Annotated in this window: 13 protein-coding genes, 1 tRNA gene and 1 pseudogene; 6 read left to right on the forward strand and 9 right to left on the reverse strand. The window is 65.7% G+C overall.

Annotated features, from left to right (window positions below; genetic code table 11):
• Nucleotides 1-4: 4 nt before the first annotated feature.
• Nucleotides 5-1,192: a P-loop ATPase, Sll1717 family gene (locus HMP09_RS11720; protein ID WP_176500514.1), complete on the reverse strand. Its 1,188-nt coding sequence runs from the start codon at nt 1,190-1,192 to the stop codon at nt 5-7.
• A gap of 320 nt (nt 1,193-1,512) precedes the next feature.
• Nucleotides 1,513-1,605, reverse strand: a tRNA-Ser gene (locus HMP09_RS11725).
• Between the two features lie 283 nt (nt 1,606-1,888).
• Between HMP09_RS11725 and HMP09_RS11730 the strand changes: the two genes are divergently transcribed.
• Nucleotides 1,889-2,659 carry a DUF1134 domain-containing protein gene (locus HMP09_RS11730; protein ID WP_176500515.1) on the forward strand — a complete coding sequence of 257 codons (771 nt, stop codon included), beginning with the start codon at nt 1,889-1,891 and terminating at the stop codon, nt 2,657-2,659.
• Between the two features lie 213 nt (nt 2,660-2,872).
• A complete protein-coding gene (locus tag HMP09_RS11735; RefSeq protein ID WP_176500516.1) occupies nt 2,873-3,217 on the forward strand; it encodes a hypothetical protein in 345 nt (114 codons plus the stop codon).
• Nucleotides 3,218-3,329: 112 nt separating this feature from the next.
• Here the strand turns inward: HMP09_RS11735 and pyrC are convergent, their stop codons facing one another.
• On the reverse strand, nt 3,330-4,367 hold the full coding sequence (gene pyrC, locus HMP09_RS11740) for a dihydroorotase (protein WP_176500517.1): 1,038 nt from the start codon (nt 4,365-4,367) through the stop codon (nt 3,330-3,332).
• 133 nt (nt 4,368-4,500) lie between these two features.
• Here pyrC and ygfZ point away from each other — a divergent pair, with 133 nt between their 5' ends.
• The gene (gene ygfZ / locus HMP09_RS11745) at nt 4,501-5,238 is read left to right on the forward strand and encodes a CAF17-like 4Fe-4S cluster assembly/insertion protein YgfZ (RefSeq protein WP_232090204.1); all 738 of its coding nucleotides are present in this window, start codon (nt 4,501-4,503) and stop codon (nt 5,236-5,238) included.
• Nucleotides 5,239-5,243: 5 nt separating this feature from the next.
• Here ygfZ and HMP09_RS11750 read toward each other — a convergent pair whose 3' ends face one another.
• The 6 genes and pseudogenes from HMP09_RS11750 to HMP09_RS11775 form a co-directional block, all read right to left on the reverse strand.
• A complete protein-coding gene (locus HMP09_RS11750; protein ID WP_176501736.1) occupies nt 5,244-6,062 on the reverse strand; it encodes a shikimate 5-dehydrogenase in 819 nt (272 codons plus the stop codon).
• A gap of 780 nt (nt 6,063-6,842) precedes the next feature.
• The gene (locus HMP09_RS11755; RefSeq protein ID WP_176500518.1) at nt 6,843-7,964 is read right to left on the reverse strand and encodes an OmpA family protein; all 1,122 of its coding nucleotides are present in this window, start codon (nt 7,962-7,964) and stop codon (nt 6,843-6,845) included.
• 119 nt (nt 7,965-8,083) lie between these two features.
• Entirely contained in the window at nt 8,084-8,587 is a 504-nt protein-coding gene (locus tag HMP09_RS11760; protein ID WP_176500519.1) for a DUF2793 domain-containing protein, read from the reverse strand.
• Between the two features lie 22 nt (nt 8,588-8,609).
• Complete coding sequence (locus tag HMP09_RS11765; protein ID WP_176500520.1) at nt 8,610-10,772, reverse strand: phage tail protein; 2,163 nt, start codon at nt 10,770-10,772, stop codon at nt 8,610-8,612.
• Between the two features lies 1 nt (nt 10,773).
• Entirely contained in the window at nt 10,774-11,130 is a 357-nt protein-coding gene (locus HMP09_RS11770) for a peptidoglycan endopeptidase (protein WP_232090206.1), read from the reverse strand.
• 234 nt (nt 11,131-11,364) lie between these two features.
• Nucleotides 11,365-11,610 (reverse strand): annotated as a pseudogene (locus tag HMP09_RS11775) (phage tail tube protein); the annotation flags it as partial.
• 137 nt (nt 11,611-11,747) lie between these two features.
• Here HMP09_RS11775 and HMP09_RS11780 point away from each other — a divergent pair.
• The 3 genes from HMP09_RS11780 (at nt 11,748) to HMP09_RS11790 (ending at nt 13,725) form a co-directional block, all read left to right on the forward strand.
• On the forward strand, nt 11,748-12,236 hold the full coding sequence (locus HMP09_RS11780; protein ID WP_176500521.1) for a hypothetical protein: 489 nt from the start codon (nt 11,748-11,750) through the stop codon (nt 12,234-12,236).
• A gap of 384 nt (nt 12,237-12,620) precedes the next feature.
• Nucleotides 12,621-12,812 carry a hypothetical protein gene (locus tag HMP09_RS11785; protein ID WP_176500522.1) on the forward strand — a complete coding sequence of 64 codons (192 nt, stop codon included), beginning with the start codon at nt 12,621-12,623 and terminating at the stop codon, nt 12,810-12,812.
• A gap of 130 nt (nt 12,813-12,942) precedes the next feature.
• Nucleotides 12,943-13,725, forward strand: a complete 783-nt coding sequence (locus HMP09_RS11790) for a hypothetical protein (RefSeq protein ID WP_176500523.1) — start codon at nt 12,943-12,945, stop codon at nt 13,723-13,725.
• The last annotated feature ends 23 nt before the right edge of the window (nt 13,726-13,748 follow it).

Below are 13,748 nucleotides of genomic sequence, written 5' to 3' on the forward strand. Positions count from 1 at the left end.
GTAATTACGTTTTCTGTGTCATTTGGCTTGATGACGCTATTTCGTTAAGGCATTCGTTCATGAACACAATGAGGTCACGGGGCCTGTAAAGTGTTCGATCCAGAATGTAATCAAAGCAGTCTTGATTGCCTACCCGAGCCGGAAAAACATCCTCGAAACTTGGTATGCGGCCTGTGTATTTATCTTTAAAGAGATACGCGATTCGCTTATCAGCTACGGCTTTTAGACTATCCTTGGACCACTTCAGCCTAAGCATCATATCCTCATACTTTTCGGTTTGAAAACCGCGAGTAGATGTCTCTTTTAGAACGGTTTCCAAAAGGTCGGCGCGTAAGCTAACCACGACCTTTAGATTATGAATCCGCCGAAACTTCTTTAATGTTTCAATTAGCGCGCGGACAAGCTTAAACCGAAGCTTGTCGTGAACCCATCCGGTATCAAGATCGTCAATTGTAATATAGTATGAGAACGACTCATCTTTAAAAACGTCCTCAGCTAAAAAGTCCATTACCGTGTTTAGTTCTTGAAACTGAACCCCACTAACGACTTTTTGCGCCTTATTCACAACGTCGGTCGTCTGCTGAATCGAGGACGTGTTCTTGTCTTTGAGATCTGCGTTTAATTTTACTTTTCCGGCCTCTACGCCAAATCCAAGCTGGTCTTCAAAACTCTTCTCAATTTTCTCAACAACCTCACGGACACGCATTTCAGTGTCAGACCAGAAAGAGTCCCCGAAGTTGAATAGATAATTTAAGGCGCGCTTCTTCTTTTCGTTAGGATTGAACTTCTCAAATAAGTTCGCAATAAATCGATTGCTCAAACGATCGTCAGATAGCTGCTTCTTTAACTGAAGTAGCTCAATTGTAAGCACATGCCGCCAAAGAAGTTGATAGAAAATATCGAGATCAATGTTGAGGCTCTCAAAATATTGTAAAATAGTGGAATTGCTGATGTAATTTAGGGACAGGGATTCTGGGTTGAGTCTTACGACGTTGTCGCATGTGGACTGGATATGCAGGAGGATTGCGCTTTTGCCGGAGCCAGTTCGACCTAGGGCGATACAGCGCGGGCTGGACGTCGAAACGATCTGCTCCAAATCAGTCGTTTGGACAAAGCACTCTTCAAGGAAAGCCGAATCGTCCTCAGCAGCGGTCGCGCCAACATTCAGACCCGGACGGAGAACGAACGGCATGACAATTCCTCGCGGTTTGTCGTTCCCTTTTGACCACCCGACGATGGGCAGTCAATGTAGCGCCCTACCCCTGTTCTGCCTCGCGAAGGAGGCGGACCTGAAACGGGGCTTAGATCATTTTAATACACGTGCTGCCGGTGAGGATTGAACTCACGACCTAAGACTTATCAGAGCGGGCAAGCGGTTAGCGTCGCCCGTCTCTTCGATCACGATGTGCCAGGGGCCGTTACACGCCGTCCACAGTTCGGTTAGCATATTGGTCAGCGACTACGCCGCGATCCGTAAAAATCCCTGCATTTTCAACGTTTGCAGGGATTGACTGGCGGAGACGGAGGGATTCGAACCCTCGGTACCAGTAAACCCGGTACGGCGGTTTAGCAAACCGCTGGTTTCAGCCACTCACCCACGTCTCCGGCTGCAGCAGATGCGGGGCTATAGCGAGGGTCGGTGCGGGGGGCAACGCCTGTAATGGGTCGGGCTTGCGAATTCCGGCATTCCCCATGCGGGACCCAACCGGTGCCTCGGGCCGAGCGCTCGCAATCGCGCCATTCACCCCGAATTCGGCCAAATTCGACACGGGCGCTCGGTTCGTTCATTGCGCGGCAAGGCCGAAATTGGTTAACTTAGGCAGCGACGGGCATTCGGATGGTCACTCTGCCATCTTCGTCTGCCCTGGTATTTTGGGGATCGATCGACATGCGTAGCGTCTGGCTTGGCCTGGGTGCCCTAGCGGCAGCCGTTTGCGGCGGCACCGCGTCCGCGCAGGTCCGCACGATCGATCCCAACCAGGCGATCGACGGCGATCTCGCACCGCGCGCCTATCAGGCCCCGTCGCGTCACGCGACCACGCAGCCGTCGCGCCCGGCGGCTCCGGACCCGACCTATCCCGAGACGCCTCCGCAGGACGCGGTCCCCGCGCCGCCCGCCGCGACGACGAACACCCGGCCGCCGGAAACGCGCGCCGAGGCGACGATGCAGGCCGCCGACACGTATGAGCGCGACGATCTGCTCGCGGCGGGCGAAGGCGTGTTCGGCAAGGGTGCCGCGGGTCTCGGCGGCATCCTCGAGAACATCCTGAAGGACCAGGGCCAGCCCAACGCCTATATCGCCGGGCGCGAGGCGTCGGGCGCGTTCATCCTCGGCGTCCGCTATGGCTCGGGGATCATGAACCACAAGGTCGAGGGCCAGCAGCCGGTCTATTGGACCGGACCGTCGGTGGGCTTCGACGTGGGCGGCGACGCGAACAAGGTCTTCGTGCTGGTCTACAACCTCTACGACACCGAGGAACTCTACAAGCGCTTCCCGGCGGTCGAGGGCCGGCTGTACCTGGTCGGCGGTTTCGCCGCGACCTATCTGCGCCGCGGCAACGTCGTCCTGATCCCGATCCGCCTGGGCGTCGGCTGGCGCGCAGGCGTGAACGTCGGGTATATGAACATCACGCACAAGAGCCGGTGGTTGCCGTTTTAAGGCGCAGCGCGGCAGGCGGCGACGCCCGCCCGACTCGCGCAAGCCCGGCCGGCGGGGCATAGCCCCGTCCGACGCCGCGGGCTTGGCTCGCGGCGCAGCGCCGCCCCCGCCAGCACCGCGTACCCTCCACAACCCTGGACTCCCGCCCTAGCCGGAGAACAGCCCGTGAAGCGCCCGGTGGCACATACCCGCGCAATCCCCTAACACCGCCGCATGGCAAAACCCGACCGCCTCGCCCGCTTGGACGCCCAACGCGAAGACCTCGAAACCGAATACCGCGAGACGCTCGTCGCGGCGCTCGAGAAAACCGCGTCCGGTTCGCTCGGCCTGTTCGACCGCACCCCGGACCGCCGCGTCCGCGCCGCGATCGCACCCACGATCGACGCGCTGACCGAGATGGGCAGCGACATCGCCGCGATGCGCGACCGCCTGATGCTGGAACCGTTCGCGCTCCACCGCGACTTCTTCGCCGCACGCGGCCCGGTCAGCGCAAGTGCGGTGGGCGAGCAGAAGGAGGCGCGGCTCTGGCTCGACCGTCTCGCGGCCTCGTCGTCCTGACCGGAATCAGGACCCAGGATCACTAAGCGCGACGTACTCGGTTCTGGATCCTGACTTTCGTCAGGATGACGGCGCATCGGGACGCATGCTGCGAGCGAAAGTCCGGACGCGCCTACCCCTCGAACCGCCAGCCCGCATTCGTCCCGGCGAGGAACGGCACCACCGCCGTCTCCCCCGCGCCGATCGACGCAGGCACGTCGGCATCGCCGCGCACCAGCGTCACAATGCCCTCGTTCAGCGGCAATCCGTAGAACCGCGCGCCATGCTCCGACGCGAACCCCTCGAACCGGTCGAGCGCGCCCTCCTGGTCGAACACGCGCAGATACGCCTCCAGCGCGAACGGTGCGTTGAAGATCCCCGCACACCCACACCCGGACTCCTTCGCGCCGACGACATGCGGCGCGCTGTCCGTCCCCAGGAAGAACCGCGACGATCCCGATACCGCCGCCCGCCGCACCGCCAGCCGATGCGTCTCGCGCTTCAGCACCGGCAGGCAATAGGCGTGCGGCCGCAGCCCCCCGTCGAACAGCGCGTTGCGGTTGATCAGCAGGTGCTGCGGCGTGATCGTCGCCGCGATCGGATGATCCGCCTCGGCTACGAACGCCGCCGCCTCGGCCGTCGTGATATGCTCGAGCACGATCTTCAGGCCGGGATAGTCGCGCACCAGCGGCGTCAGCACGCGCTCGACGAACACCGCCTCGCGGTCGAAGATGTCGATCGACTTGTCGGTCACCTCGCCGTGGATCAGCAGCGGCATGCCGATCCGCTGCAACGTCTCCAGCACGCCGGTCAGCGCGCGGATATCGGTGACGCCGTGCGCGGAATTGGTCGTCGCGTGCGCCGGGTACAGCTTGCACGCGGTGAACACGCCCTCGGCATAGCCGCGCTCCAGTTCCGCCGGATCGGTCCCGTCGGTCAGGTAGCATGTCATCAGCGGCGTGAAATCGACCCCCGTGCCGAGCGCTGCCATGATCCGGCCCCGATAGGCCTTGGCCGCCTCGATCGAGGTCACCGGCGGGGTCAGGTTCGGCATGATGATCGCCCGTGCGAACTGTCGCGCGGTATGCTTCGCGACCGCCTCCAGCATCGCGCCGTCGCGCAGGTGGACGTGCCAGTCATCGGGGCGGCGGATCGTGAGGCGCTCGGTCATGCCGTCTTCCTATCGGCGCAGGGCCTCAGACGCCAGCCGGACCGGCCCGGGTTTTCGTCGCATCGACGGATACGGACTGGGGGCAAGGCATCCGCTCGGTTGGAAATCGCCGCGCGCGCACTAGGTGGTAGGCATGGACAATGATCTTCCCGGAACGATGCTCCTCGACCGCAGCGTGATCCGCGTCGCCGGCGAAGACGTACGCGGCTTCCTGCAGGGCTTGGTCACTGCCGACACCGCGTTGCTCACGCCCGACGCACCCGCCTGGGCGGCGCTGCTGTCGCCGCAGGGCAAGGTGCTGTTCGACTTCCTCCTGTGGGCCGACGGCACCGACGTGCTGATCGACGTCGAGGCCGCGCAAGCCGAAGCCCTGACGAAGCGCCTCGCGCTTTACCGCCTGCGCCGCGCGATCACGCTCGTGCCCGACGATCTCGCCGTCCACTGGGCGCCCGAAGGCGATCGCGGGGTCCCGGATCCTCGGCTCGCGGATCTTGGCCGCCGCTGGCTCGCCGCCCCGGCCGAGCCGGCAACCGGCTGGCTTGCGCACCGCCTGTCGCTCGGCGTGACCGAAGGCGTCGGCGAACTCGGCGCGGGCGAGACGCTCTGGCTCGAATGCAACGCGCGCGAGCTGAACGGCGTCAGCTTCACCAAGGGGTGCTATGTCGGGCAGGAGAACACCGCGCGGATGCACCACCGGGCGAAGGTCAACCGCCGGCTGGTCGTCGCGCCGTTCACCGAACCCAGCACGCGAACCCGCGTCACCTATCCCGAACTCGGCCTGATGGTCGAACATCGCCGCATCGAGTCGCTGGGCGACGCCCTCGTTCCGCGCTGGCTCGCCACGGCGCTGGCGGACACGTCCACCGACTGACCTGTTCAGGGATGCGCGCGAGCCCAGTCGGCCGCGTCGGTCACCTGGGCCGGAGACGGGGTCACGCCCGTATACAGCACGAACTGCTGCGCCGCCCGGAGCGTGGCTACCTCCGCCCCGGTGATGCAGCGCTTGCCCGCATCGGCCGCGGCCCGCAGAAACGGCGTCGCCACCGGGTATTGCACCACATCGAAGGCGGTCCTGCAGCCCGCGATCATCGCCGGCGGAAACGCCAGCAAGTCGGCATCCGCGCCGGTCATCCCCCGCGGCGTGGCGTTGACGAGCAACGCCGGCTCGGCCTCCGGTTCCGCGGCCCAGACAAAGCCGTAGCGATCCGCGATCGCGCGTCCCGCCGCTTCGTTCCGCGCGACGATGACGCCGTTGCGAAAACCGCTGTCGCCAAGCGCTGCGACGACCGCCTTCGCCATCCCGCCGGATCCCCGCACGACGAACGGCATGGCCCGATCGAGATCCGCGACCAGATCTACGACCGCGCCGTAATCGGTGTTGTGCCCGCTCAGCACGCCGCCGTCGTTGACGATCGTGTTCACGCTGTCGATCGCACTGGCCGATAGCGCCAACCGATCGAGCAGCGGGATCACCGCTTCCTTGAACGGCATCGAGATCGCGCACCCGCGAATGTCGAGCGCCCTGATCCCGCCGATCGCGGCATCGAGATCGGTGGTCGAGAACGACTTGTAGACGAAATCCAGCGCTGTCAGCTCATAGAGCCGGTTATGAAACCGCGACCCGAAATTCCCCGGACGCGCCGATAACGACATGCACAACCGTGTGTCCCGTCCGATCAGCGGCTTCATCTGCATCTCCTCGCTCGTTCCGCCCCAGTATAGCGTGGATACGCCAGGGTGAAGGCGCGAGCGTCGCAACAACGCTCCCTCACCGTATCCAGCCAGCAAATATGGTCACGCGAAGGCGCGAAGGCGCGAAGATGTCGGACTCCGGGCGAGACGCTACGCCCTGACGGCGCAGGCGCGACAGCACGGAAAAGACTCAAGAAGGAAGGAAACCTTGCCCCACGCAAAACCCTCTTCGCGCCTTTGCGCCTTCGCGTGACCATATCGCCGTTCCGCTCTGGCGCTGCCGTGTCGAACAGAAGGTTTGTTCGCGCGGAGACGCGGAGGCGCGGAGATGGTTCGCAACGGGAAAGCGCACCCGCACATGCAGCCTCAGATGATCGGCTTCGCCAAGCGTGAAATTGGCTCAAGCCGCAACCGAATGTCCGGACGCCACTCTCCGCGTCTCCGCGTCTCCGCGTGACCATATCGCCGCTCCGCTCTGGCACTGCCGTGTTGAAAAGAAGGTTTGTTCGCGCGGAGACGCGGAGGCGCGGAGATGGTTCGCAACGGGAAAGCGTACCCCAGCAAGCGGCCTAGGATCACCGGCTTCGCCAACAGCAGGATGCGTTGGAGGCTCAAGCACTTACTCTCCGCGCCTCCGCGCGAACAAAATCAACGATAGCCTAATCCACAAATCCTCGCGAACGGCCCCCTGCGTGCAAAGCACAAAAGAAAAGGGAGGCCGGCTTGCGCCGACCTCCCCGATCTTCATTCCGTAACCGACCCGAGAGCCGGTTGGCGAAAGTCTTACTGGCCCGAACCCGGCCCGTAGGTGACTTCCACGCGACGGTTTTGCACTTCGCGAACGCCATCGGCGGTCTCGACGCGCGGACGGCTCTCGCCGAATGCTTCCGTCGAGATGACGCTGTCCGGGATGGCATGCGAAGACAGATATGCCTTCACGCCATCTGCGCGGCGCTGCGACAGACCGACGTTGTACGATGCCGAACCCGACTTATCGGCGTGACCTGCCAGCATGACCTGTGCGTTGCCGCACGACTGGTACTGCGTGACGGCGTTGTCGAGGATCGACGCTGCCTCAGGCGTGATGTCCGACTTATCCCATTCGAAGAACACGATGAACGGACCAGGCGAGCAGACGACTTCAACCGGAGCTGGCGGCGGCGGCGGAGCCATCGGCTCAGGTGCCGGAGCTGGCGGCGGCGGCGGCGGAGCAGCAGGCTCGCCGAAGTTGTACGTCACACCACCAAGGATGCTGTGCGAACGATAGCGACCGTCGAACACGCGGTTCGAACCGTCGACCAGCTTGACGTTCTCGGCGTTGAAGAAACGATACTTCAGCGTCGCGTCGATGTGGTCGGTCAGCGGTGCACGGATACCGGCCAGGCCCTGATACGCGAACACGGTGTCCGAGTCGTTCAGGAAGTCGCCGTTGTTGTTGAGTGCATACTGCGCCTTGACGCGAGCAACACCAACACCACCGCCGACAAAGCCCTGGATGCCATCGTCCGGACCGAAGTCCAGAAGGCCGTTCAGCATGAAGCTGAGAGCCGACGACGAACCACCAGCGTAGTCGTAGCTGCCAGCAGCCGCATTGCCGCGGACGCCGGTGGCACCGAACACAGGCGTGGTCGTCGACGACGTGTAGCCGTCAACGGTTGCCTTGCGGTAGCCGACTTCGGTTTCGAGGCGGAAACCGCCAAAGTCGTAGCCCATCACGGCATCGACATCGTAACCATAGTCATGATCGACAGAACCGGCCTTGTTCAACGAGCCGATATCATAGTCGATGTCTTCAACGATCATCGCACCGCCTTCGACGCCAACGTACCACGACTTGTCGCGGGCGAGGGCGGGAGTGGCAAGTGCGGTGGAGGCGAGTGCCAGAACGACGGCAAGCTTCCGCATATAAATCCCCTTTCATGAGTGTCACACGGACATCGCAAACTCCCTATCCTCGGGCTTGTTTCCACGCAAGCTAACAAAAGTTGGATGTGTTGCTGGAACGACACAGTTTTCAGGGTGTTTTACGCGGAAATCAATCCGTGCCCCCGCAATGCTGCCAATATGGCACCAATCGCCGCTCTCGCCTGCACGTCGGCGACCGTGCCGCCAGCCGGGTCGGGCACCGCCGAACGACGCGGACCGACCACGTCGACTCCGCCGATCGAGACCTTGGTTCCCGCCAGCACGCCCAGCGTCCACGCGCCCGCACCGAACCGCGCCGCCTGTCCATCGGCAACGCTCCACACGGTCATGCCCTCGCGCGGCGCAAGGAACCGCCACCCGCTTGCGGTCCACCCGGCGATCGCCCGCGCCTGCCCGGCCCAGCCACCGGTCGGCGCAGTCCCGACGATCCACGCGCTGCCCGCGCTCGGCGCGACCGGCGGCACGTTGGTTCCCACCGCCGTCACGCTCGCCTGCACCGCGAGATCGAGCAGCGTCAGCGCCTCGTTGTGCGTCGCTTCCTTTTGCGCCTGGCCAGGCTGCAGCAACGGCAATGCCAGACGTGCTGTGCGGTCGTCGCTCATAATTCGTTCCCCCGTTGGTGAATCACGCCGGTTCGATACCGGCCGGTACGATCAGGTGCGCCGTGAGCGACTCGCCGAACACGCCGCGCTGCCGCACTGCGATGCTCACCGCACCGACGCGGTCCGCCGCCGTGACCGAAACAGCCGGGTCCGCGACATCGACATCGCGCGAGGTTCCACCAGCCGTCACGGTCACCCGATACGCCTCGATCTCCTCGGCCAGCGGCGCGTCGACCCCGTCGATCCAGCCCCACCCCGCCCGGCTGCGCCGTGTCCACCGCACCGTCGCGCTCCCATCGGCTTCACTGGAGAACCGCAACTGCACCAGCGATGGCGGCACCACTGAAGCGCCGCGCATCACGCACCGCGTCTCGACCGGCGTCCCGTCGCCGACGCCCGATGCGATCACGCGCACCTCACGCCCCAGCACCGACACCGGCAGATCGAACGCCCGCGCGGCCTCCGCCTCGATCAGCACGAACCGATCCCCGACCCTCTGCGCGCCTGCCGCCGCCTCCGTCCCGCGTCGTCCACGCAGCAACCGGCTCAACCGCCACCGCGCGCCGCCCAGCGGTTCCGCCCGCCCGAACTGCACCAGTTCGTCGCCCAGCAACGCCAGGTTCACGCCTCGGTCGAGCGCCGCCGCATCCGCATCGCCCAGTTCCATGTCCGCATGCGCAAGGATCACCTCGAACGCCCCGCGCAGATCGATGATCGTCGCCGGCGCGTCCTCTGCCACCACCGCGACCGTCCCGAGCACGCCGGGTGCAGCCGTCGCCCCGGCCGCCACCCAGCTCACGCCATCGTCGACGCTGTAGAGCAACGCCGCCTGCCGCCACGCCGCGCCCGTACCGGCCGCAACGACGGTCATCCGCGGCGCACGCAGTGGTGTGTCCTCGAGCCCGGGAACCTCGAACGCGCGCAGGATCGTCGCGCCGACGACCGCATCCACCGCCCCCGAAACCCGACCACTGGTCGCCGTCGCCGACACCGAAGCCGCCACCAGCGGCACCAGCCCCAGCGTCGTCACCATCCCCTCGATACTGACGTCGGCCACCCGCCAGAGACCGGCCTCGCCCGAGATCGTCACGCAGGCCCCCGGCGCGATCGCCATCGCTGCGAACCCGGCCGCGACCGTCCGCCGTACGCGCCCAGCCTCGGCCCGCGCGAGCATCGCCTCCGCCACGGTCTTCGCCGCCCCCGCGTCGAGCACCGCCGGCACCTCGATCCGGTCGTCGCGCATCCCCGCCCCCGGCCGCCGCGCCCGTTGCACGCCCGCCTGGTAATCCCGCGCCGCATCATAATAGCCGATGGTCACCGTCCGCGGCACCGTCTCGATTGCGGCGACGGCGCGCGCCCGCCGCACGCCTTTGCCCTCGACCGCGACCCCCGCGTCCGCCACGACGACCGCCGCCCCTGCGGCATCGCGCATCACCACCCCCGCGCCCGACGGCGCGAACCAGGCCCCGCCGGCCTGCCCCAGCATCTCCAGCACCGCCCGCACGCTCCCGCCCGACGCCGCAAACCCGCCCACCGCCAGCGCCGCCGTCCCCGAAACCTCCCCCGCCAGCGCCGTCGCGATCGTCGACACCAGCACCGCGCCCTCGTCCGCAATCACCTCGAACGTCAGCGAGGGGATCCGATTCCCGAAATCCGCCAGCTGCAACATCTCGAACACGGCATAGGCCGCCCCCCGATACGCCGGTGTCGCCGCCCCCTCGGCGGACGCGATCAACGGATCCACCGCCTGGTCCTCCCCCCCCAGATGCAACCGGAACCCGGTCGCCGTCTTGAAGTCCCCCGCCGCCCCCCGCAGCAGCTTGCCCTCAGCCCAGATCCGCCCGACACCGCGAATGGCGCGCGCGGACAACAGCACCGCGAACGACGCCGCATAGGAATAGGTCGAGACGCCGGGCTGCCCCTTGCCGCTGCCGGACGCGGCACGGCTCTCGATCAGATCGGTCGCCCAGATCACCGTCCCCGCCACCCGCATCGTCCCGAACAGCTTCGGGATCTGGCTCCCGTAAGAGGACGTCTGCACCGCCAGCTCGACCAGCCGCGGCCCGTCCCGCCGCTTCGGCCCGAACACGGCCGCATCCACGGACCGCCCGATCAAGGCGCCGATCGCGCCCCCGATCGGCCCGCCCACCGCGCTCCCCACGGCCGTCAATACCAAGGTCGCCATGTCACCCCTCCATCCGCCACACACCGATCAGCGGCCAGGGCGGTATCCCCGGCCGCTCCACCACGCGCCGCAACCCCGCGTCCGCATGCACGAACCCGCGCGCCGTCCTGATCCCCAGATGAACCTGCCCCGGCCCCACCGCCATCAGCAGCACGTCGCCAACCCCGACCTCGGCCTCATCCTCGGCCCCGGCAACCCGCACCAGCACCCGGTCGAGCACACCCCAATCGCCACCCCTGAGCGCATACCCCGTCGGCACCGCGCCCTCATATCCACCGGCGCGCAAGGCCAGCGCCACCAGCCCTACGCAATCGAGCCCGTCCGCCCCCCGCCCGTGCAACCGAAACCGCGTCCCCACCGCCGCAACGGCGGCCGCCGCGATCCGGCTCCCCCCCGAACCGCATTCGCCAGATCCGTCATGAAATGTCCTTCCAAATTCCCTCGCCCCTCCGGGGAGAGGGAGGGGCCCGCGCGCCCTTGCGCGTGGGAGGGAGAGGGGCGTGAGGCTAGGAACACCCGCCCCAACCGCCCCTCTCCCTCCCGTCGCCAAGCGGCTCCTCCTTCCCTCTCCCCGAAAGGGAGAGGGAAAAATCTACCCCACCACCACCGCCCCGGAACTCTCCAGGCTCAGCGTGTAGGACCGCTCCCCATTGAAATCCCCGGCGTAATCCAGCCGCGACACCAGGAACTTCCCCGTCATCGTGTCGCCGCCCTCGAACGCCAGCCGATAATCGTCGAGCACCCCGGTCAGCGCGCTGGCCTTCACCCGCAGCTCGGCCGCCGACCCGGTGAACACCCCCGCCCCCGACACCGACACGCTGCGAACCCCGGCCCCCGAGGCGGACGTGGCTCGAGGAGGCGCGGACGCCGATCTCGGCCGTCTCGGGCCGAGACGTCGACCTCGTCGACAGAGACCTGATCGGCCGGGCCATCTCGGATGGGGAGGCGACCGCCATTCTCCTCGACGTCGACTTCGTGGTTGCCCACGACGCCGCGGCCAGCCGGCCGTTCGTCGAGAGGCGACTTCCGCTGGCGGCCGGCAAGCCCTGGGCGTGCTCGCTCGATGACATGGACTGGCGCGCCAAGGGATTCCTGGGTCGCAGCCTCCTGGAGCTGATGGCGCCGATGGGCTGGTTCCACGAGGAGCGAAGGGCGGAAGCCGACGTGACGGCTATGCTCCATCTGCTGGACCATCGGCTGAGCGACGGGACCACCGTCGCGGGCCTCATGGTGGATCGAGCCGGACGAGACAGCTGGATCGTGGATGTCGCCGACGCTCCCGACTCTTCGGAGGACGTACTGCGCTCGCGCGGCTACGTCCGGGACATTCTTCGCGGGATCTGGTCCGCCTCCGTCTGCGACGAGGACGTCGCGGACGAGATGCGGTGGGCATCGATCATGCTCTACGGCGGCCGACGCGAACCTGACGTCCGCAGGATCACCTGGCACGAGAGATATGCCTGACGCTTGGCGCGCGCCCACAGCGAACGTTCAGCCGGTCCCCTTCGTGAGGGTCCCCCGGTTTCTCATCCAACCTGAGGGTGAGTTTTCGCCGGAAGCGGAATGGCCGGATATTTTAGTCACGGCATCTGGTGGATCGGATCGACGATGAACTTGTCGGGCTCTGCTCGGCAAACTGGATGCCCCATTCGACTTTGCTCAGGAGAGGATTGCCGGTTAGGATCGTATGGATCCGGTACGGCACCGCTTTCAGCAGGTGTTCGAGGAACTTCTATGCCGTTCGCCTGAACGAGAAGGACCTGCCCGCAGGAACGCGGTGCCGCGTCTTCGCGGACGCCGCCGTAGCTCGTCCTTCCGATCCGCCGGGTCCTAGGCTATCCCGGATGGATGTTTCTTGCCAGCTATCCAGGCGTTCAACTGTCCTTGAGATCCGCGACGATGAAGGGAGGCGCTCTGGCCGCCGAGGTCAGGGTGTCCCGTGACGACTCCTCGCAGGAGGATCCGATCGGCTCCTACAGTCTCATCGTCGAGCCGAAAGCCGTCCATGTGACGGGCATCGCGCTGCCGGGTGCCTCGTGACCGACCGGCGAGATCGGACCACCTTGCACGCGCTGGCGGCGACCGCGGCCACCGGTGGAGTCGCTCCGAATTCGCTCGGCTTGGCCGACGTGCCGATGATCCCACTCGCCGGCGTCAGGACGACGACCCGATGACGCGCCTGGTGTTCGCGGACGAACATTGCACCCTATGGGTCGAGTCCCACGCTCTCGGTAGCCGCCGCGATGCGATACGGCGGTTCTTCGGCATTCAGGCCGAGGACGAGCTTGAGCTCGAAGGCGACAAAACGCTCCTCTCCGGATCGGATGCCGCCTTGACGGTGCTTCGCGGCAAGATCGCCGCGGGATCCGGGTGGCTGAGGATCATGGGGGGATCCATGGCGATCTCGCCCCTGACGTCGACCGTGGCCCGCAGGGTCGTGTCCGAGTTCGGGCTGGACGGCTGCGAGCGTCTGCTGACGGATGCCAGGGGCGACACGTGGCGGGTTCCGGCGGCGGAGATGCTGGGTCGGACCCCGTGCACCCTGTACCACGGCACGAGTACGACGCGCCTCGCCGGCATCAGATCGACCGGGCTGCGCGTCGGCATGGAGGCGAACTACGACATGGGAGATCAGGGCGGCGCGCACGGCGACACGCGCGTCGTTTCGCTCGCGGCAGAAGCGAACATCGCCGCGATGCACGCGCAGAATACGGCCGCAAAGATCGGCGGAGCCCCGGTGGTCCTGGCGGTCGCCACGCCTGCGGATCTTCTCGCCGACCACGACGTCATGCGGGCGATCGGGGCGATCAATGGCAAGGCTGAGGCCGCCATGAAGGCGACGAACGCGGTGGGGCTGTTCGCGACGCCTTCCTGCTTCGCGCCCGTACAGATCATCGAGGCGCGCAATCCGAAACCACATACGACGTGGATTTCGTGGCCTATTGCTCCCTGATGAGGCGCTCGTCGTAGCGGTCG

Source organism: Sphingomonas sp. HMP9 (genome assembly GCF_013374115.1).
Taxonomy (GTDB): Bacteria; Pseudomonadota; Alphaproteobacteria; order Sphingomonadales; family Sphingomonadaceae; genus Sphingomonas.